We start from the raw sequence: 18,192 nt of genomic DNA, 5'->3' as shown, positions 1-18,192 counted from the left end.
CCTCCTATCGCATCATGAGCGTAATGTTCCCCGCAGCAATAATAATCGTGATACTTAAAAAGAACATAAACGACACGATAGCTAAACAAGCAAATACGTAAATGATACTTCGTCCGATAATATCTAAACATTGAATAATTGCTCCTCCGCCAACTGGTTGCAATACTGCCGCTGCGAATTTATAAATAAATGCGATACAAAATATTTGAATCGCCGGAAAAGCGACAATTAGGCACAGAATGACGAGCCCGATAATCCCGACTGTATTTTTTAATAATCCAGATGCACTAATAACGGTATCCGCTGCCTCAGTAAACATCCTTCCTACTACAGGAATGAAGTTTCCTGTTACAAATTTAGCAGTTTTCACAGCTATGCCATCAGCAACAGCTGAAGCGGTTCCCTGTACAGATAATACCCCTAAGAAAACCGTCAAAAAGATACCCATAATCCCAACGCTAACGTTTTGCAAAAGCTTGGACAATTTCGTAACTTTATATTGATCACTCATCGTGCTTACAATACTTAATATAGTTGCAAGTAATAAAAGTGGTAGAACGATATAATTCATAAGAAGCCCACTCGTATTCATTAAGAAAATGATGATTGGATGGAAAAATGCTACAGACACGACACCGCCACCAGTCGCTATGAGTGCAAGTAAAATTGGTAATAATGCTAGTATGAAATCTACCATTGTTTGTATCGTCTCTCTTGCATATGTCATAACAACATAAAAACTATTTAAGGCGAAAATAATAAGTACCATGTATACGACTGCATCCGCAATTTTACTTACACTACTCTTTGAAAAAGAAGATTGTAGTGATTGCAACAATGCACTGAAAATCGTAAGCATAATGAGAGTTCCAAGTAACTTTCCATTTGCAACAAGCTCGTGAAATAAATATTTTAATAGACCTATCATCCACTCTTTTATGGAGAACTCTTTTTCTCCCTTTACAAACTCCATAAAGCTTCCTTTTTGACTCTCTGGTAAATAGCCTCCGTACTTTGTAACAAGCCCGTCCCAAAATTGCTTCACATCTTCAATTCCGAGCTTATCCAATTGTTGATCAACGACGTTTGTTTCTATAGGAGAAGCTTGTACAACAATCGGTAAAGAAAAGAAAAGGAAGCAAGCAAACAGCAGCTTAGCTCCGAACTTCCTCAACATGCACTCCCCCTTATCCCGTAGGCAAAAATCCGAGAATTGTTTCAATTACAACCGTCAAAATGGGAATTGCCATAACGAGAATCAAAATTTTTCCAGCTAATTCAATTTTCGAGGCGATTGCACCTTGACCAGCATCTTTTGTAATTTGTGCACCAAACTCAGCGATATAAGCAATCCCTATAATTTTTAATAATGTTTCTACATATACGTTGCTAACCTTTGCTTCACTCGCCACTCTCTCAATCATTTGCAAGATAGAATGAATTTGATCGATTAAGAGAAGAAACATTACGCTACCAACGAACACAATAAATAACGATGTAATACTAGATTTATGCTGATTTAAAACAGCGGCTAAAAACGTAGCAACGAGGCCTAATCCGACAATTTGTATAATTTCGATTCGAACCGCCTCCTTTACTGGAAGAGAAAGACACTTTTAATCTTGTCGAACAGAGTATTAATTAAAAATGCAACATGAAATAAAATAACGACAAAACCGACAAGGATAACCCAATTTGCAATATCCTCTCGCTTTAATTCTTTTAGTACGGTATGAATAAAAGCTAAAACAATGCCGATTCCGGCGATTTGAAATATTAATCCAACATCAATGGACATCGCCTTTCTCCCCCCTATAGCAGTAAAATTACGATAAGTAGCCCTGCTAACACTCCTAAACTCTTTATCATTTTTTCGTATTGTAGTTGTAAAGCTTTTGCTTCTCCTTCTTCTCTCTCCAAATGTGTAATACATAACCGAATATGTTTTTGTTGTGATTCACGATCATGTTGTCCAAGTGTTTCACCAAATTGTTGCAGTATTTCATACTCGGTTTGTTTAAACGCCGTTAATGTCCAGTTCTCTTTCAAACTATCGATCCAAGCCTCTCTAACTGTTTGTTCCCCGTTCTCTAGACGCCTCGCAAAGCTTTGAAATATCCAATTTAATGGCTTCGGCATTTGTTTAACCAATCGCTCAGCCGCTTCAGATAAAGGCGTGTGCCCATACATAATCTCCGCTTCTAATGATTGCAATGCCGCTTTCAATAATCTAAGTTGCCGCGGTCTCTCGCTGTATCGTTTAGCGTATGAAAATCCGAAAAAGGCACTGACCGCAACTATTAATACCGCACCAAATATTTTCACCATATGCCTTGAGCCTTTCTATGCGGTAATACTGGCTTGCCATATTTATCTTTCACTTGCATAACCGTTCCTGGCCCTCTCGCTTTTGACAATTCCACAAACCGATCAAATACGCCAAGTTCCAGCACCGCCTGCAGCGATGGACGTTTCACAACATCATCATAAGAAAATCCGTGTGCACTTATAAAAAGCTGAACGCCTGCATGCACCGCCTCCATAATCGCTTCACTATCTTCTTTACGTCCAATTTCATCTACGATCAAAATATCTGGGCTCATAGAACGAATCATCATCATCATTCCTTCAGCTTTTGGGCAAGCGTCTAATACATCTACTCGCGTGCCAAAGTCATATTGCGGAATCCCCTTCACACAGCCGGCAATTTCTGATCGTTCATCAACAATTCCCACTTTACAAGAAGGAATTTCCGAAACACTAACACCTTGACTCATGCAGCGTGCCACATCTCTTAATAATGTGGTTTTCCCCGTTTGTGGTGGGCCAATTACCATCGTGTTTAACCATCTTGATGCATAAAGGTATGGCAGAAGTGGCTCAGCAATCCCTATTTTTTGACGAGCAATACGAATATTAAACGAAGAGACATCCCGGATCATTTTCACTGCACTTTTTTCTGTAATGACTTTTCCCGCCAGGCCAATTCTATGTCCCCCTCGTAGTGTCACATATCCACGTTTCAATTCCTCTTCCATCGTATAAATCGAAAATTGACTCAATTTATTCAATAAGTAGATTGCATCTTCCGCTGTAGCAACATAGTCATAAAAAAACACTTCACCATGTGCGATACACTCTAGTGGCCTTCCAATTCGAACGCGAATTTCCTCTAGAGAATCGTATTGCTTACAACCTTCAACTAACTGTTTCATCGTTTTTGGTAATACCTCTAATACTTCTTTCATAAGCTTCTCCCCACTATACTCGACTTACTATTTCAACAACGCGATAAAAATGCAGCCAATTCCAAGCGCTAGAAAAAAGAGTTTCAGGAAAGAAATTTCACTTGCTACACTCGCTATGCCAATTGTCATTGTTAAAATTAATACGGTTGGTCCAACAAACGCCAACATACCATTTATAAACAATGCTTTTTTCGCATCATTCACGTAAAGCATAAGCAAAGCGGCGAATATTTCCGCGCTTCCTGAAAACAACCGAAGTAACCCCATCACAAGCACGGATGTTTCCATTGCCGCTAGCCACTGTTTCATTCTCCCACCTTCTCCCATAACGGTTACTATTGCCGTATGCTCAAAAAGAATATATTTGTACAACCATATGCAGAGGTTGTCTATTTCAGAAGTAAAAACATAATTTTTCTCTAACGTCTTTGTTTAAATCTGAATATTCTTATTTTTTTATGGTGTATTATGATATATTTAATTTAAAAGGGGTATAAACGATGTCACACGTTACTTTATTACCACTTGATTTACGCTATGCAAATGTGATTTTTGAGCTATCAAGTGAACCACACGTAAAAAATGCATTAGGAATACAGGTAGAAAAAGTCGAAGACACGAAGGCATTTCTTCTTTTTGCAATAGAAGAAGAGCGCCAAAAGAAGTCTTTATCGAGAGTGATTGTAAATGAAGAAAATGAAATAATTGGCCTCACCACACTTAAACATATTAATTATGAGAAAAAGCACTCTCACATTGGCAGTTGGCTTGGCTATCCATACTGGGGAAAAGGATATAATGAGGCCGCTAAAAAAGAAATCTTTAAAGTCGCTTTCTTAGACTTACAACTTACATACGTATTCGCTGGTGCTAAAACGACTAACATTCGCTCGTTAAGAGCACAAGAAAAACTACCTTATATTTCATTGCATGTGGAAAACAAGTTTCCAGGCGAACATACTGCACTTGAGAAAGAAGTAAAGTCACCTTGCTCACTACATGTCGTATCACGCAAGAATTTTTTAAATTGGCTGGACGTACAAAATGAGGGGGGAAAATATGAAGGTATTAAAAATTAGTTTAACAATTATAGTAGAATTAGCCATTATTTATCTTTTTTCCAAGATGGTCTCTTGGTCCTTTATGGAGAGTTTTTTCCTAGGAAGCTTAGCAATATTTGCAATTACGTGGTTAATTATTATGAGTAACCATAGAAACAATATTACAGATCACGCAATAAGTAAGACATTAACTGGTGTGGAGACTGGTGAAATAAAACCATTTCAAATTATTTTCACTCCATATATCGCGGGTACTCTTTCACTTGTCTTAGTTAGTTTTGTTATAACTGCCATTTACTATCTACCCTACTTTCTATAAAAAAAGCACTCGTGATGATCACGAGTGCTTTTTTACTATGCACGAGAAACGTATTTACCTTCACCAGTGTTGATGATAAGCATTTCGCCTTCGTTAATGAAGATTGGTACTTGTACAACAAGACCAGTTTCTAATGTAGCTGGTTTTGTTACGTTAGAAGCTGTGTCACCTTTAATACCAGGTTCTGTCTCTGACACTTTTAATTCAACAGTATTCGGAAGTTCAACACCAAGTACTTCATCTTGGTATGTCATAATAGATACTTCCATGTTTTCTTTTAGGAATTTTAATTCGCGCTCAATTTGGTTTTCACCAAGTTCGATTTGCTCATAAGTTCCGTTATCCATAAATACGTGAGACTCACCACTCGCGTATAAGTATTGCATACGACGGTTTTCGATGTGTGCTTTTTCTACTTTTTCACCTGCACGGAATGTTTTCTCTTGAACAGATCCTGTGCGAAGGTTACGTAGTTTAGAGCGAACGAATGCAGCACCTTTACCTGGCTTTACGTGTTGGAAATCCATTACTTGCCAAAGGGCATTGTCCACTGAGATTGTTAAACCTGTACGAAAATCGTTTACTGAAATCATGTAAAAAAATCCTCCTGTGTATTACAAAATAATAAGTTCTTTTGGTGATTTCGTTATTACTTCATTACCTTCACTTGTTACAATGATATCATCTTCAATACGTACCCCGCCAACACCTGGAATATAAATACCTGGTTCTACTGTTACAGCCATACCTGGTTCAAGTACTGTATCAGAACGGAACGCTAAACCTGGTGCTTCATGGATTTCAAGACCGATTCCATGACCAGTAGAGTGTCCGAAGTATTCACCATATCCTTTTTCCGTTATGTAATCACGCGTTAATGCATCCGCCTCACGGCCCGTTAAACCAGCTTTAATACCGTTCACACCGCGTAGTTGTGCTTCTAAAACGATATTATAAATTTCTTTTAATTTATCAGATGGCTCACCGACTGCAATCGTACGAGTAATATCAGAGCAATATCCTTTGTAATAAGCACCGAAGTCTAATGTAACGAAATCTCCTATTTCTATCACTTTTTCAGATGCCACGCCGTGCGGTAATGCCGAACGAAGACCTGAAGCAACGATAATATCAAACGAAGAAGATGTTGCTCCTTGTTTTCTCATGAAAAATTCAAGTTCATTTGACACTTCAATTTCAGATACTCCCGGGCGAATGAATGATAGAATATGCTCAAAGGCAGCATCTGCAATCTGTGCAGCTTCCTTTAATATCTTAATCTCTGAATCAGTCTTTATCAAGCGTAACTTTTCTACAAGCCCAGAAGTTGGGATAAATTCAGCTTCGATCGCTTCATTATGCGTTACGTAAGAGCTATATGTAAGGGTATCTTGTTCAAATCCTAGTTTTTGAATTCCAAGTTCTTTAACTTGTTTCGCAACTTCATCAAGAATCAATCCTGCATGCTGCACGATTTCATACCCAACCGCTTGCTTACTAGCTTGCTCTACATAACGGAAATCTGTAATAAATAGAGCACGTTCTTTTGAAATTAGTACAACACCAGCTGTTCCTGTGAAATTCGCCATATATCTACGGCTATGTTCATTCGTTAATACGATACCGTCAATACCAGCATCATCAAACGCACTTCTTAATCTCTCGATCTTTTCCATTACTTTATGCCTCCCTCAATTTCTCCATTAATGCAAATAACGCTAGCTTATAACCATAAAAACCAAATCCAACAATTTGCCCCGCACAAACAGCCGCTGTCACAGACTCATGACGAAACGACTCACGCCCGTGAATGTTAGAAATATGTACTTCAATAACTGGAATCGAAACACTTGCGATAGCATCCCGAATCGCATAGCTATAATGCGTAAATGCACCTGGATTTAGAATGATTCCTTCATATATGTCATCAGCCTCATGAATAATATCAATAATAGCTCCTTCATGATTCGATTGAAAACATTCTAACTCCACTCCCATTTTCTCTGCTTCTTGTTTCATATCTGTTTCAAGCGTCGCTAACGTTCCTTCTCCATATACATTTACCTCTCTGACACCAAGGCGATTTAGGTTAGGACCATTTACGAGGAGTAACTTTTTCATTTTCTTAAAACTCCTTAATATTAAAGAATGTCTATACGACATTTTAACATACGAATCACTTGTTTGAATAGTTTGTCTTCTCGAGCCCTTCTCCTCTATTTGTATTGTTCGCTTCGAATGCAACAGAGTATGAAATAAAGACACCATATAATATAAAGATACATGCTGTTGTTATGATTGTTTCTTTCGGTAAATGAAGTGCACTTTTAATAACTGGTGCCATTATCCCCATTCCAAAAAATAATAATGCCCACCAAAATAAACCGTATAGTATACCAGGTAATACGCCTTCAAACTTTTTAAAAAAAGCTTTATAGAGCAAGGCCACTAAAATTGAAAGAAGTCCCATACAAACGATGCCTAGTACATTTCCCCAAACCCCTTCTTTCCAATCTCCAAATGCAAACGGTAAAAGGAAATAATTAGGTCCAGCTTCTGTAAACGAGAATATATGAAGGAAATACCATATACTTCCCCAAAACAAGCCACCAAATAAACCAATTTGTACAAAGTTCCTTATCGTTGATTGTTCTTGATTCACATTGACACCTCCGCTCAATAGTATGCCCGAAACTATTTTGAAGCATGTTTAAATTCTGCGAAATTTGTCTATAAAAAGAAGAAGAAATGTCCTACTCTCGTAACATTTCCCCTTGTCATCTGCTTGTATTTGTCGATAAAATAAAGGAAACTCGGTGATTGTCTTATTTCAAAATGGCAGGACCAAGTATGACAATTACCTCTTTTTCTACATAAGAGAGAAACAAATACAGGTTGGTGTTAACATGGCAGAAGAGTCAAAACAAATATATGGCGGGCAAGCAGTCATAGAAGGAGTTATGTTTGGCGGTAGAGAATATACTGTTACAGCGGTTCGTCGTAAAGATAAATCGATTGAATTTTATCGATTACCACGCGTTCGTAATAGAGCATTATCTATCCTAAAGAAGATTCCATTTATACGAGGTATTGCCGCTATCGTGGACGCAAGTGCGAATGGAGCGAAGCATTTAAACTTTGCTTCAGAACGATTTGATGTCCACCCAGAAGAAGATGAACAAATTGCAAATACAAAAGAAGAACAATCAAAATTAACGATGGTATTAGGAGTTGCAGCAGTTGGCGTTTTATCATTCATATTCGGTAAAGTAATTTTCACAGCAGTTCCTGCACTATTAGCTGAACTAACGAGACCGATTTTCCCATCTCATACAGGGCAAATCATTGTCGAAAGTGTCATTAAGCTCATGTTACTATTGAGCTATATATACTTTATTTCTTTAACCCCACTTATTAAGAGGGTGTTTCAGTACCACGGTGCAGAGCATAAAGTAATTAATGCTTATGAGAATAATCTTCCACTAACTGTAGACAATGTTCAAAAGCAAACTCGCCTCCATTATCGCTGTGGCAGTAGCTTTATAATATTTACAGTCATTATTGGAATGTTTGTTTATTTCCTAGTTCCTACAGATCCACTTTGGGCAAGGGTAGTAAACCGAATTTTATTAATTCCAGTTGTTCTCGGCATTTCTTTTGAAGTATTACAATTTACCAATCGATTACGAGATGTCCCTGTTTTGCGAGTACTTGGATATCCAGGATTATGGCTGCAACTATTAACAACGAAAGAACCAACAGATGATCAAGCGGAAGTTGCAATCGCATCGTTTGAAGAATTATTACGTTTAGAAAACAAACAATAATTATTTAAAAATGGTGTTCAACTCCTTTCCTCATCGTTAATATACTAATTTTAATATATGTTTTTAGGAGGTGTCCCTTATGAACGGTCGTTCGTTTACATTCGCTATATTTGTGCTTATTATCGGATTAGCAATATTCGGCCTTGTTTCATCTGTTATTACAGATCCAATGGGAGTATTGAAAAACATTGGTATCATGTTAGCTGTCGTCGGTATCTTTTACTTACTCTACAAAATGTTTACAAACTCTAGTGGTTCTGCAAATTCGCAAAGCTCATATAAGCGTGCAGCGAAACAATCGAACCGCAAACACGGGAAACAAAATGTAGCACCCCTAAGTAATTCTTTCTTGAAACGAAATGCTTCTGATGACAAGGGGAAAAAGGGTAATTCTCCATCGTTGAAAAGAAAAAGAAAACAATCTCATTTAACTGTCATTGAAGGTAAAAAAAACAAAAAGAAAGACCGTGCTTCCTTTTAGGAAATACGGTCTTTTTTTATCTCAATTAGTACGGGCAAATAATCAGTGGGGATGAGAAAAGCCCCGACTGATTAAAGTTTCACTTTATATGTTGAAGTACTTCTTTCAAACTTTTTTCTTTCATACTTTCGATACGAAGGTGATGGTTTTCAAATTGCAAATTTCTTGTCACATCATTAGGTACGACGACACATTTTAATCCCGCTGCAATCGCTGCTTTCAATCCATTTAATGAATCCTCAAACACAACAGCTTCCGATGGTTCAACTCCTAATTCTTCTATCGCAACTTTATAAAGAGCTGGATCTGGTTTTACCTTCTCGACATCTTCTCTCGTTTTAATTACTTCAAAATACTCTCTAATCTGTAGCTCTTCTAAAAAACGAATGACCCACTCTCTAGATGAGCTAGAGGCTAATGCGATTTTTAATCCCATTTCTTTCGCTTCTTCTAAATATTCTTTTACCCCGTCACGCGCTTCTGGTATTTTCATTTTCTCTTTATGTAAAATTGTTACTTTTTCCTTTAATGTATGCTCATTAAAATTTTCTTTTAATTGCTCTTTTAAAAATGCATAAAGTACTTCATCTGTCGTTCCAATACATTTTGCAAATTCCTCTAAAGGTAACTCGCCGCCGTATTCACGAACAGCATCTCTGAAAGAGTGAAACCATATTGTTTCTGTGTCCACAATTAATCCATCAAAATCAAAAATAATTGCTTTCATTATTCTCCCGTCCTTTTCGATTGAAATAAAAAAGGAAACGCCACACGTTCCCCTTAATTACTTTTCTCTTCATTTGCTTTTTGAACACCACGAAGTGTTTCTACTCGAACTTTATCTTGTTCAAAGTACTGTACTAAATCACCAATACGGTCAATTGATTCCCAACTTAAATGATGTTCAATTCCTTCTACATCATTATAAATTTTGCTTTCATCCACACCGATAATGCGCATAAACTGTTCTAACAATTCATGACGATATACGAGACGTTCTCCGATTTTTTTACCTTTTGATGTTAATACAAGCCCTCTATATTTTTCATAAATTAGATATTCGTCCTTGTCTAATTTTTGTACCATTTTTGTTACAGAGGATGGATGTACACTAAGCGCTTCAGCAATATCAGATACACGGGCATAACCCTTTTCATCAATCAACAAATAAATTTGTTCAATATAATCTTCCATACTAGGGGTAGGCATCGGTTTCCTCCATCCAATTTCATTTTGCTTATTCCGTACGAAGCAATCAATAAAATGATACACCAGAAAGAATAACGTGACAAGGTGGAAACGAGCCTAAATATATAAAACAAAAAAAGAATCCATATTCAGATACAGATTCCCCTTATGTAAAATATTGAATTTCTGCATCAGGAAAATACTCATGTATATAACCTCGTATTGTTTCTTCTAATACTTCCGCATCATCCTTTTGATATACATATTTCCCAATACCGTATCGTCCCCATTTATATTTCCGCTTCTCTTCATCCATTTCAAGCTTTGTATTTGGATAACGCTCTTGAATGACCTTTTTTGCCGGTTTCGTAAAGCGATGTTGAATTAATTCGAACGTTAAATTTGGTATCGTCATGTCTTTTAACGCATTGTACAATCGTTCAAACAATTCACGGTACCCTTCTTCCCACCCTTCATGCATATAAAGTGGAGCAACAATAAAACCAAGAGGATAATTAGCACCCGCTACTTTACGTGCAGCCTCAATTCGTTCTTCAAATGGTGATGTCCCTGGTTCAAAATTTTTAATCACATAACGTGAATTAATACTAAACCTGAAACGCGTTTTCCCATTATGCTTTGCATCTAATAAATGATCAACGTGCGAATATTTTGTAACGAAACGTAAACGTCCATGTTCACTTTCTCCGATAAACTCTATCGCCCGCTTTAATGCATGTGTTAAATGATCAATTCCGACGATGTCTGATGTACATGCCGCTTCAAATCTTGTTATTTCAGGGGCCCTTTCATCCATATATTGCTTTGCCTTCTCAAATATTTCATCTAGATTCACATACACCCTTACGTAAGGTTTACTACCAAGTGTCGTTTGCAAATAACAATAATGACAATGTCCCATACACCCTGTTGCAAGCGGGATTGCATATTCAGCTGATGGCTTTGATGTATCAAACTTTAATGTCTTCCTCACCCCAACGACTAGTGTCGCTTTTGCATTACGATACTTTTGCAATTCATTTTCGCCTGGCAAGTTTCTAATTTGATTGTGTGATGTCGTTTCACGAATTTCTAATCCCATCTTCGTAAACTTCTCATAAAGCTCTTTTCCAATCGGATATTCGAGTGCTCTCGGTTCAAAGTAAACGAGTTTTGGCATAAATGGTTTCATATGCTTCCCTCCTCTCGTTAGTATGGGAAACAAAGTAAAATTAACACAGATTAAAGTTTTCCACTTCAGTAACTTGCGTTGCAAGTTACTGAATGTTATAATTTGGATATCAGCTACCTTGCAACGCAAGTTACCTGGATAAAAGGTGGTGAAATCATGCACAGCCAAATGTTAAAAGGTGTACTAGAAGGGTGTATTCTATACATCATTTCACAAGAAGAAGTGTACGGATATGAACTGAGTACAAAATTAAATAAACATGGCTTTACATTCGTAAGCGAAGGAAGCATATATCCGTTATTGTTACGCATGCAAAAAGAGAAACTTATTGAAGGTACATTAAAGGCTTCCTCTCTTGGACCGAAGCGAAAATATTATCACGTAACTGATAAGGGATTAGAACAACTTGAAGAATTTAAGCAAAGCTGGGGAATGGTTTCAACGACGGTAAACAATTTATTACAAGGGGAGTGATAGCGATGAAGGCGAAGGATTTAATTGAACTCAATAACCAAAAGCGTAAATTATTAACTACAGAAAATGAAAGCGCCTATAGTGACATGTTAATATACATCCGCTTGGCTAAAGTGCCAGAATACCATGCGGAAGAACTGCTAATTGAAATTCTAGATCACCTTATTGAAGCGCAGCAAGAAGAAAAAACTGCTTATGATATTTTCGGCGACGACTTACAGGCATACTGTGACGAACTAATTGCTGCCCTACCGAAGCCAAGTTTATGGGAACAATTATCGATTCCTTTATTTATAACTAGTTATTTGTTAGCAATATACTTTGCAATTTCTTCCGTAATTGCATTGGTATTCCCTTTATTTTCAAATGAAACCCGTTTTAAATTTGTACACATTGATTTCATTTATCTGCTTGCATTTATACTGTCCATACATCTCATCATACGTTTTGTCTTTGACTTTATTAACACTGACTTATTTAAAAATAAAACAACTATTTGGAGGCACATAGGAAGTTTTTTAATACGCCATAGCCTATGGGTACTATTAATCGGTATTTCCTTTTTATTTATTAAACAGCCCTATACTACATTACAAATCTCACCTTGGATCGGCACTTTACTGGCCATCTCTTGCTATGTACTATATAAACTCTTCTACAAAAAAGAATATTTAGACTTTAAAAAGGAGTAACGATATGATGACTGAAAAAGAAATGGTTAAGTTAAACAATGAAAAGAGAGAGTTATTAACAGCTGAAAACGAAGCTGCTTATGGTGATATGCTTATTTATTTACGCCTTACTAGCGTTCCACAAAAACAAATGGAAGAATTACTTCTAGAAATATTGGATCATCTTTTAGAAGCGCAAGAATACGGTAAAACTGCACATGATATTTTCGGAGAGGATTTAAAAGCTTACTGCGATGAATTAATTAACTCTTCGGAACATCAAAACTCTTTCCAACAAGCTGCTGTTATTGGGTTTGCAGTTAGTTTATTATTAGCTGTTCAAATTGGATACGATACATTCACTACTCTTATACAAAAACTATTTTCAAATACAAATACTTCAGGAATTCCATTTAGTATTCCTGGAACAATATTATCTGCTATCGTTTTAACAATTGGTGCTTTCATAACTTTTTCTTTATTTAGACGTTTCTCTTTTACAATATTAGTTTCCTGGAAACAAAAAGCACTCCTCTTATTATCAGTATTTATACCTTTTGTCTTATCAGTTTTTGCAAATGTATTTTTCAAAACACAACCATACTTTTTTTATAATTTGTCTATTTTGCAAGGTGCTCTTATTACACTTTCTTTTTATATTCTGTACAAATTTTTATATAAAACATCTAAATTTTAACAGCCTTTCAAAAGGCTGTTTTTCTTCTGTCTAATTTTACAAATTGAAAAATTTCATAAAGAAAATAAGAAAAATGCAAAATAATTAAAGTTAATTGTTGACGTGATGCTTTTATTATCGGTATCATAAATCTTCGTGAGCAATTATTTTTCGTTATACGATTTTTTTATTATTACTGAATTTTTGAGAGGAGAAATTTGATGTCAGTTAAGAAGAAAACGCAAGTACGCACCGGCAAAATGGTACGTGAACTAATGTTAGCAGACGAAGATGTAAATGCTTCGCTAATTATGGTATATAGTGAAAACGGTGTAAACGCAGAAATTAAAATCGAGGGCTTAACGCCAAAATGTAACGAAGAATTATTTTTGAGCGGAAACGTGGATTGGAACAAGAGTGTTATTTATAAAATTGTTGATTTCACTGGGAACGCTGAGGTTGGTAAAGTTACATTAACAGCGATGAACAAAAACAATGTTTCTCTAGAAGTTGAACGCGTTATGTGGAGCAAAGAAAATAAAGAAGCTGCTGAGCAAGAAGAAACAGTTGTAGAAGCTACTCCGAAAAAAGAAGTAGTTGTAGAAGCTCCAAAAGCAGTTACACCAGCTCCAAAGCCTGTTACGCGAGTAGAAACACCTGCTGCAGCACCTAAACCTACTCCGGTACCAACGCCGAAGCCAGTAAGTGTTGAAGCAGCTGTAGAATTATCTACTCCAGCACCTGTGAAAAAAACAGTACCTACTCCAGTTAAAAAGCAAGAGACAGCTCCGGTTACTCCTGCAAAACCGAAGCAACCTGCTTTGACTGAAACAAATACAAAACTACAAGAAAATTATGTTAAACTTGTGAAAAAGACAATTGAAGTTTGTCAAGATTACGAGCTTGGCATCGACATAGATGATTCTATTGAAGGATTAAAAGAAGAGCTACAAAGCCAAGGTATTAGCGTTACATTCGACAAAGAAATTATGGACGTTGTAAATCGCCTTCGTTCTTTACAAGATAAAGGAATCAAAGTAGAAAAAGTACTTAATTTACTATAAAAAATAAGGAGATGGCGGTCGCCATCTCCTTATTTTTTATAATTCCATTCGTTACTTTCATACTTCTCTTTTGCTAATGTTTGAACTTCATGAAGCTGTTCTTCTGTTAGTTCATACGGAACAAGCTCTATATCTAATCCTTTTTCAAATCCAGTTTCAAACGCTTTAATTAACTGTTCAATCGTAAATGTACGATCTGTTAATTCATTAATCGCTACCGCTTTAGAAGAAAACATATTTTTCATACGCTCTTTTACACGTTCATTCGGGAATAAAAATAGATCGTATAACTCATCTAAATCTATTTCTAACGGAATCGAACCGTGCTGTAAAATAACACCTTTTTGACGTGTTTGAGCACTACCTGCGATTTTTCTTCCTTCAACTACAATTTCATACCAAGATGGTGCATCAAAACATACTCCTGAACGCGGATTTTTTAAATTCTCACGATCCTCTTCTGTTTTCGGAACTGCATAATACGCTTCTAATCCTAATGCCTTAAAACCGTCTAATAACCCTTGTGAAATAACGCGATACGCTTCTGTAACTGTTTTTGGCATATTTGGATGATCTTCAGACACAATAACACTGTACGTTAATTCTTTATCATGTAATACACCCCTGCCGCCTGTTTGACGACGAACGAAACCATATTCTTTTTCGTTAACTACATCCATATTAATGTCTTTTTCAACACGCTGAAAATACCCTACTGTTAATGTCGGCACTTCCCATTCATAAAAACGAATTGTTGGCGACATTTTCTTTTCACTTTGCCAATTTAATAAACATTCATCTAACGCCATATTAAATGCTGGTGAACATTGACCAGAGTTAATATAACACCATTTTTCTTTTCCCATCCTGCACCTCATATAACCAATTATTTTTCACATTCTCTAGTCTACCAAATTCGACAAAATTTGTGAAAGAATACGAAATTTCTTCTTATATGCGAATGAATCTGTTGCATAAATACATATGGGCATTATAATATTGAAAGTAGGATTAGAAAAAAGGGAGCGATAGCATCGTGTCAACAAACTTGATTATTATACTAGCCGCAATTGCAGCATTCATCGGCTACACTGTATGGATGTATTTCTATCAGAAGAAATTAATTAAAACACTTTCAGAAGAAGAATTTCGCGCTGGCTACCGTAAAGCACAGCTTATCGATATTCGCGAAGCAGATGAATTTAACGCGGGACATATTTTAGGCGCGCGTAACATTCCATTATCACAAATTCGCCTTCGCTACAAAGAACTCCGCGAAGATCAACCTGTTTATTTATATTGCCAAAGCGGATTCCGTACAGGTCGTGCAGCTCAATACTTAAAGAAACAAGGCTACAAAGATTTCTACCAATTAAAAGGTGGATTTAAATCTTGGTCAGGCAAAATTAAAAAGAAATAACATACAAAAACTAGCTGTATAATTCAGCTAGTTTTTTTCATTCCATATTGTTCGCAATGTACAGTAGATTTTGTTTAATCACATCTTCATCTTTCTCATCTACATTACGATATAATAGCTGATATTCAATCCCCTTCTCTTTCCATATAAGCGTAGCAAATTCGTCCCCTCGCTCGTAATCATCCTTATTTTTAAAATAAGCAGGCGCTCCATTATTCAATTTCATTTGTTCTTGAAATCGATTCTCTTCTACGAGGTATGGAAAACTGTAAGAAAAGTTGGCCACTGTTAATTCTATATAATCATGCCTTTCTTTCTCTTGTTGCTTATATTTAATCGTTAAGACAGCATTCTTCTTTCCCATCGTTCTTACCTCTCCATGCACATCACTCGTAATGTCATAAGGTAAAAACGTTGGAACTTTAAACTTCGCCGGAAAATATTTTGGAAGTTCCTTTAGCGGAATCGGATCCGTAACACGGTCCTTAGCCGCTCCTATTGTTCCCACAAATGTTTTTTCTTCTTGCATTGTTTGCTGAAATGAACATGAGCTAAGTAATACACTAGAAAACACGAAACAAACGATTCCTTTTTTCAATTTGTTTCCGCCCTTTCATACCGCTCTCTTAACGAACGAAGCGTTTATACTCTCTTCTATTCGCTTCGTTATGAAACGCCTCCTCCGAAAACTTTCCACGTTATTCTCACACATTTTGACAAAACTTCTTTGCATACATACAAAAAAAGACCCCGCTACTCTCACGCCCAAATAAAAAGGTTACGCGAATAACAGAAGTCATGTTTATAACATAGTTTGTGAAAAGCTTTTCAGGTCAAGATTTTTTCATTCTTATTATTTTCCCCTTATAATTAAGTAAAGAGGTGATACATATGGCCAATATAAAACAGATTGCAAAAACTGCTGGTGTATCCATAGCAACTGTTTCCCGCGTCCTTAATAATCACCCTTACGTAAAAGAAGAAAAACGTAAGCGTGTTCTAGATGCAGTTGAAGAATTGAACTATGCAAAAAATATTAATGCTATTCATTTAATAAAGGGAAAAACATATACAATCGGGGTTATGCTCCCTTTCATTAATGTTCCATACTTCAGTACCATTATTGAAGGAATCGGAAACGAAGCATTAGCAGCTGGATATCATATTAATTTATGCCAAACGAATTACGATAGCATTGAAGAAATTCGTGTTCTTGAAATGATGAAAATGAAACAATTCGACGGGATGATTATTTGTTCTCGAACGAGTTCATGGGAACAAATTGAACCGTTCGCAAAATTTGCCCCCATTATTTCATGTGAAAAAATGAAACATCCACTCATTTCATCTGTCTTTGTAGATCATTATGAAGGATTCCGCCTTGGTACTTCCTATTTACTCCGTAAGGGCCATGAAAAAATCGGCATTTGTTTAGCAAGAGAAACAAGCGTTAATTCAATCGAGCGTAAAAAAGCTTTCGCCGATACTCTTCGTCACGAAGGAAAAACAGTGCACCCTGATTGGATTTTTCATCAATATTATACGATGCAGGACGGGGCAAAAATACTTCATCGTATTTTAAACATGAAAAATCGTCCAACCGCTATTTTTACAGCAAACGATCAAGTTGCAGCTGGTTTATTAACAGAGGCGCGAAAACATAGCATTCGAATACCTGAAGACCTCGCTATCCTTGGATTTGATAACCATGAAATTTCAAAAGCATTAGAAATTACAACTATTGAACATCCCGGGCTCACAATGGGCTCACATGCTTTTTCTTTATTCCATAAACAAATTCAAAGTGAGCAAATTATCGGCAGCGCAGAAGAACTTTCATTCCATTTAATTGAGCGAGAAACAGTCTAAAAAGGAGCGTTACCTATAACGCTCTTTTTCAGCTTTTCCCCTATTGACTTTATATTTTCCATCTCATATAATGAACCTAACGAACGGTAGGTAGGGGATGAAAATGACAGCAAACCGCATTAAAGCTGTAGCACTTTCTCATTTCGCACGCTACGGCTACGAAGGAACTTCATTAGCAAATATTGCTCAAGAAGTTGGGATTAAAAAACCATCGATTTACGCACACTTTAAAGGAAAAGAAGAGTTATACTTTACATGTTTAGAGGCTGCTCTTCAAAAAGATGTACAGAGCTTCACAGATGATATTGAAAAATTTTCAAATTCGTCCACTGAAGAATTGCTCTTACATTTATTAAAAGGTTACGCAAAACGATTTGGTGAAAGTGAAGAATCAATGTTTTGGTTACGAACTTCTTATTTTCCGCCTGATGCATTTCGCGAACAAATTATTGATAAAGCAAATGTACACATTGAGAACGTTGGAAAACTTTTATTCCCTGTATTTAAAAGGGCAAGTGAGAAAGATGAGCTGCATAACATTGAAATAAAAGATGCCTTAGAGGCTTTTCTATGCTTACTTGACGGTCTTATGGTTGAACTACTATACGCAGGTTTAAATCGTTTTGAGACACGTTTAGACGCTTCTTGGAAAGTATTTTGGCGCGGACTTTCAAACTGACGGATTGCTCCTTTGCAATGCGT

The 18,192-nt window shown here is 36.5% G+C and carries 26 protein-coding genes; 11 read left to right on the top strand and 15 right to left on the bottom strand.

The genetic code is table 11. From position 1 onward, the window contains the following. Positions 1-4: 4 nt before the first annotated feature. The 6 genes from spoIIIAE to JDS80_RS01630 are packed head-to-tail and all read right to left on the bottom strand — an operon-like array spanning position 5 to position 3,557. Positions 5-1,177 carry a stage III sporulation protein AE gene (gene spoIIIAE / locus JDS80_RS01655; protein ID WP_071747085.1) on the bottom strand — a complete coding sequence of 391 codons (1,173 nt, stop codon included), beginning with the start codon at positions 1,175-1,177 and terminating at the stop codon, positions 5-7. A gap of 10 nt (positions 1,178-1,187) precedes the next feature. Continuing rightward, positions 1,188-1,571: a stage III sporulation protein AD gene (spoIIIAD, locus tag JDS80_RS01650; protein WP_079998460.1), complete on the bottom strand. Its 384-nt coding sequence runs from the start codon at positions 1,569-1,571 to the stop codon at positions 1,188-1,190. Between the two features lie 23 nt (positions 1,572-1,594). After that, on the bottom strand, positions 1,595-1,798 hold the full coding sequence (spoIIIAC, locus tag JDS80_RS01645; protein ID WP_000020914.1) for a stage III sporulation protein AC: 204 nt from the start codon (positions 1,796-1,798) through the stop codon (positions 1,595-1,597). A 14-nt stretch (positions 1,799-1,812) separates the two neighbouring features. Further along, a complete protein-coding gene (gene spoIIIAB, locus JDS80_RS01640) occupies positions 1,813-2,328 on the bottom strand; it encodes a stage III sporulation protein SpoIIIAB (protein WP_199636865.1) in 516 nt (171 codons plus the stop codon). After that, positions 2,322-3,248, bottom strand: coding sequence for a stage III sporulation protein AA (gene spoIIIAA / locus JDS80_RS01635; RefSeq protein WP_199636863.1), 927 nt, complete (start codon positions 3,246-3,248; stop codon positions 2,322-2,324). Before spoIIIAA ends, spoIIIAB begins: the two co-directional genes overlap by 7 nt. A gap of 27 nt (positions 3,249-3,275) precedes the next feature. Next, positions 3,276-3,557 carry a YqhV family protein gene (locus JDS80_RS01630; protein WP_000816054.1) on the bottom strand — a complete coding sequence of 94 codons (282 nt, stop codon included), beginning with the start codon at positions 3,555-3,557 and terminating at the stop codon, positions 3,276-3,278. 191 nt (positions 3,558-3,748) lie between these two features. Between JDS80_RS01630 and JDS80_RS01625 the strand changes: the two genes are divergently transcribed. After that, positions 3,749-4,327 (top strand): GNAT family N-acetyltransferase, encoded by a 579-nt coding sequence (locus JDS80_RS01625; protein ID WP_199636861.1) that lies wholly within the window; start codon positions 3,749-3,751, stop codon positions 4,325-4,327. Then, entirely contained in the window at positions 4,308-4,628 is a 321-nt protein-coding gene (locus JDS80_RS01620; RefSeq protein ID WP_199636860.1) for a hypothetical protein, read from the top strand. Before JDS80_RS01625 ends, JDS80_RS01620 begins: the two co-directional genes overlap by 20 nt. A gap of 35 nt (positions 4,629-4,663) precedes the next feature. Here JDS80_RS01620 and efp read toward each other — a convergent pair whose 3' ends face one another. The 4 genes from efp to JDS80_RS01600 are packed head-to-tail and all read right to left on the bottom strand — an operon-like array spanning position 4,664 to position 7,290. Further along, complete coding sequence (gene efp / locus JDS80_RS01615) at positions 4,664-5,221, bottom strand: elongation factor P (protein WP_000626521.1); 558 nt, start codon at positions 5,219-5,221, stop codon at positions 4,664-4,666. A gap of 21 nt (positions 5,222-5,242) precedes the next feature. Continuing rightward, a complete protein-coding gene (pepQ, locus tag JDS80_RS01610) occupies positions 5,243-6,304 on the bottom strand; it encodes a Xaa-Pro dipeptidase (protein ID WP_071747090.1) in 1,062 nt (353 codons plus the stop codon). Positions 6,305-6,308: 4 nt separating this feature from the next. Continuing rightward, positions 6,309-6,749: a type II 3-dehydroquinate dehydratase gene (gene aroQ, locus JDS80_RS01605; protein WP_071747091.1), complete on the bottom strand. Its 441-nt coding sequence runs from the start codon at positions 6,747-6,749 to the stop codon at positions 6,309-6,311. A gap of 55 nt (positions 6,750-6,804) precedes the next feature. Next, positions 6,805-7,290: a YqhR family membrane protein gene (locus JDS80_RS01600; RefSeq protein WP_071771641.1), complete on the bottom strand. Its 486-nt coding sequence runs from the start codon at positions 7,288-7,290 to the stop codon at positions 6,805-6,807. Between the two features lie 244 nt (positions 7,291-7,534). Here JDS80_RS01600 and JDS80_RS01595 point away from each other — a divergent pair, with 244 nt between their 5' ends. Continuing rightward, a complete protein-coding gene (locus JDS80_RS01595; RefSeq protein ID WP_071747093.1) occupies positions 7,535-8,455 on the top strand; it encodes a DUF1385 domain-containing protein in 921 nt (306 codons plus the stop codon). A 79-nt stretch (positions 8,456-8,534) separates the two neighbouring features. Then, entirely contained in the window at positions 8,535-8,936 is a 402-nt protein-coding gene (locus tag JDS80_RS01590; RefSeq protein WP_002129056.1) for an SA1362 family protein, read from the top strand. A 79-nt stretch (positions 8,937-9,015) separates the two neighbouring features. On the opposite strand, the gene JDS80_RS01585 is transcribed toward JDS80_RS01590, so the two are convergent. The 3 genes from JDS80_RS01585 to splB all read right to left on the bottom strand — a co-directional run bounded on the left by JDS80_RS01585 (position 9,016) and on the right by splB (position 11,316). Then, positions 9,016-9,663 carry an HAD family hydrolase gene (locus tag JDS80_RS01585; protein WP_199636859.1) on the bottom strand — a complete coding sequence of 216 codons (648 nt, stop codon included), beginning with the start codon at positions 9,661-9,663 and terminating at the stop codon, positions 9,016-9,018. A 53-nt stretch (positions 9,664-9,716) separates the two neighbouring features. Next, on the bottom strand, positions 9,717-10,145 hold the full coding sequence (gene mntR, locus JDS80_RS01580) for a transcriptional regulator MntR (RefSeq protein ID WP_071747095.1): 429 nt from the start codon (positions 10,143-10,145) through the stop codon (positions 9,717-9,719). Positions 10,146-10,290: 145 nt separating this feature from the next. After that, the gene (gene splB / locus JDS80_RS01575) at positions 10,291-11,316 is read right to left on the bottom strand and encodes a spore photoproduct lyase (protein WP_199636858.1); all 1,026 of its coding nucleotides are present in this window, start codon (positions 11,314-11,316) and stop codon (positions 10,291-10,293) included. Between the two features lie 156 nt (positions 11,317-11,472). Here splB and JDS80_RS01570 point away from each other — a divergent pair, with 156 nt between their 5' ends. The 4 genes from JDS80_RS01570 to JDS80_RS01555 all read left to right on the top strand — a co-directional run bounded on the left by JDS80_RS01570 (position 11,473) and on the right by JDS80_RS01555 (position 14,201). Continuing rightward, the gene (locus tag JDS80_RS01570; RefSeq protein ID WP_000556083.1) at positions 11,473-11,790 is read left to right on the top strand and encodes a PadR family transcriptional regulator; all 318 of its coding nucleotides are present in this window, start codon (positions 11,473-11,475) and stop codon (positions 11,788-11,790) included. A gap of 5 nt (positions 11,791-11,795) precedes the next feature. Further along, the gene (locus JDS80_RS01565) at positions 11,796-12,482 is read left to right on the top strand and encodes a DUF1129 family protein (protein ID WP_071747097.1); all 687 of its coding nucleotides are present in this window, start codon (positions 11,796-11,798) and stop codon (positions 12,480-12,482) included. Positions 12,483-12,489: 7 nt separating this feature from the next. Further along, positions 12,490-13,158 (top strand): DUF1048 domain-containing protein, encoded by a 669-nt coding sequence (locus JDS80_RS01560; RefSeq protein WP_098888862.1) that lies wholly within the window; start codon positions 12,490-12,492, stop codon positions 13,156-13,158. A gap of 200 nt (positions 13,159-13,358) precedes the next feature. Beyond that, positions 13,359-14,201, top strand: coding sequence for a hypothetical protein (locus tag JDS80_RS01555; protein WP_098888852.1), 843 nt, complete (start codon positions 13,359-13,361; stop codon positions 14,199-14,201). 29 nt (positions 14,202-14,230) lie between these two features. Here JDS80_RS01555 and JDS80_RS01550 read toward each other — a convergent pair whose 3' ends face one another. After that, positions 14,231-15,067: a lipoate--protein ligase family protein gene (locus tag JDS80_RS01550; protein WP_071747100.1), complete on the bottom strand. Its 837-nt coding sequence runs from the start codon at positions 15,065-15,067 to the stop codon at positions 14,231-14,233. A 170-nt stretch (positions 15,068-15,237) separates the two neighbouring features. On the opposite strand from JDS80_RS01550, the gene JDS80_RS01545 reads away from it, so the two are divergent. Then, positions 15,238-15,621, top strand: coding sequence for a rhodanese-like domain-containing protein (locus tag JDS80_RS01545; protein WP_071747101.1), 384 nt, complete (start codon positions 15,238-15,240; stop codon positions 15,619-15,621). A 37-nt stretch (positions 15,622-15,658) separates the two neighbouring features. Here JDS80_RS01545 and JDS80_RS01540 read toward each other — a convergent pair whose 3' ends face one another. After that, positions 15,659-16,195: a DNA polymerase III subunit delta gene (locus JDS80_RS01540; protein WP_142347450.1), complete on the bottom strand. Its 537-nt coding sequence runs from the start codon at positions 16,193-16,195 to the stop codon at positions 15,659-15,661. A 317-nt stretch (positions 16,196-16,512) separates the two neighbouring features. On the opposite strand from JDS80_RS01540, the gene JDS80_RS01535 reads away from it, so the two are divergent. After that, positions 16,513-17,490, top strand: a complete 978-nt coding sequence (locus tag JDS80_RS01535) for a LacI family DNA-binding transcriptional regulator (protein WP_199636857.1) — start codon at positions 16,513-16,515, stop codon at positions 17,488-17,490. Positions 17,491-17,587: 97 nt separating this feature from the next. Next, positions 17,588-18,169, top strand: a complete 582-nt coding sequence (locus JDS80_RS01530; protein ID WP_071747103.1) for a TetR/AcrR family transcriptional regulator — start codon at positions 17,588-17,590, stop codon at positions 18,167-18,169. Positions 18,170-18,192 lie beyond the last annotated feature (23 nt).

Source organism: Bacillus cereus group sp. N8 (assembly GCF_016483685.1).
GTDB classification, from domain to species: domain Bacteria; phylum Bacillota; class Bacilli; order Bacillales; family Bacillaceae_G; genus Bacillus_A; species Bacillus_A proteolyticus.
Note: the sequence above shows the minus strand (reverse complement) of the source record. Positions and strands in the feature narration are given on the sequence as shown.

Coding starts and splice junctions, on each gene's coding strand:
- spoIIIAB (WP_199636865.1), bottom strand. CDS start 2,328: ATGGTGAAAATATTTGGTGCGGTATTAATAGTTGCGGTCAGTGCCTTT.
- aroQ (WP_071747091.1), bottom strand. CDS start 6,749: ATGAAAAAGTTACTCCTCGTAAATGGTCCTAACCTAAATCGCCTTGGT.
- JDS80_RS01535 (WP_199636857.1), top strand. CDS start 16,513: ATGGCCAATATAAAACAGATTGCAAAAACTGCTGGTGTATCCATAGCA.
- mntR (WP_071747095.1), bottom strand. CDS start 10,145: ATGCCTACCCCTAGTATGGAAGATTATATTGAACAAATTTATTTGTTG.
- spoIIIAC (WP_000020914.1), bottom strand. CDS start 1,798: ATGTCCATTGATGTTGGATTAATATTTCAAATCGCCGGAATCGGCATT.
- spoIIIAA (WP_199636863.1), bottom strand. CDS start 3,248: ATGAAAGAAGTATTAGAGGTATTACCAAAAACGATGAAACAGTTAGTT.
- splB (WP_199636858.1), bottom strand. CDS start 11,316: ATGAAACCATTTATGCCAAAACTCGTTTACTTTGAACCGAGAGCACTC.
- JDS80_RS01630 (WP_000816054.1), bottom strand. CDS start 3,557: ATGAAACAGTGGCTAGCGGCAATGGAAACATCCGTGCTTGTGATGGGG.
- JDS80_RS01530 (WP_071747103.1), top strand. CDS start 17,588: ATGAAAATGACAGCAAACCGCATTAAAGCTGTAGCACTTTCTCATTTC.
- JDS80_RS01585 (WP_199636859.1), bottom strand. CDS start 9,663: ATGAAAGCAATTATTTTTGATTTTGATGGATTAATTGTGGACACAGAA.
- JDS80_RS01595 (WP_071747093.1), top strand. CDS start 7,535: ATGGCAGAAGAGTCAAAACAAATATATGGCGGGCAAGCAGTCATAGAA.
- JDS80_RS01570 (WP_000556083.1), top strand. CDS start 11,473: ATGCACAGCCAAATGTTAAAAGGTGTACTAGAAGGGTGTATTCTATAC.
- JDS80_RS01590 (WP_002129056.1), top strand. CDS start 8,535: ATGAACGGTCGTTCGTTTACATTCGCTATATTTGTGCTTATTATCGGA.
- JDS80_RS01625 (WP_199636861.1), top strand. CDS start 3,749: ATGTCACACGTTACTTTATTACCACTTGATTTACGCTATGCAAATGTG.
- JDS80_RS01620 (WP_199636860.1), top strand. CDS start 4,308: ATGAAGGTATTAAAAATTAGTTTAACAATTATAGTAGAATTAGCCATT.
- JDS80_RS01565 (WP_071747097.1), top strand. CDS start 11,796: ATGAAGGCGAAGGATTTAATTGAACTCAATAACCAAAAGCGTAAATTA.
- JDS80_RS01555 (WP_098888852.1), top strand. CDS start 13,359: ATGTCAGTTAAGAAGAAAACGCAAGTACGCACCGGCAAAATGGTACGT.
- JDS80_RS01550 (WP_071747100.1), bottom strand. CDS start 15,067: ATGGGAAAAGAAAAATGGTGTTATATTAACTCTGGTCAATGTTCACCA.
- spoIIIAE (WP_071747085.1), bottom strand. CDS start 1,177: ATGTTGAGGAAGTTCGGAGCTAAGCTGCTGTTTGCTTGCTTCCTTTTC.
- efp (WP_000626521.1), bottom strand. CDS start 5,221: ATGATTTCAGTAAACGATTTTCGTACAGGTTTAACAATCTCAGTGGAC.
- pepQ (WP_071747090.1), bottom strand. CDS start 6,304: ATGGAAAAGATCGAGAGATTAAGAAGTGCGTTTGATGATGCTGGTATT.
- JDS80_RS01560 (WP_098888862.1), top strand. CDS start 12,490: ATGACTGAAAAAGAAATGGTTAAGTTAAACAATGAAAAGAGAGAGTTA.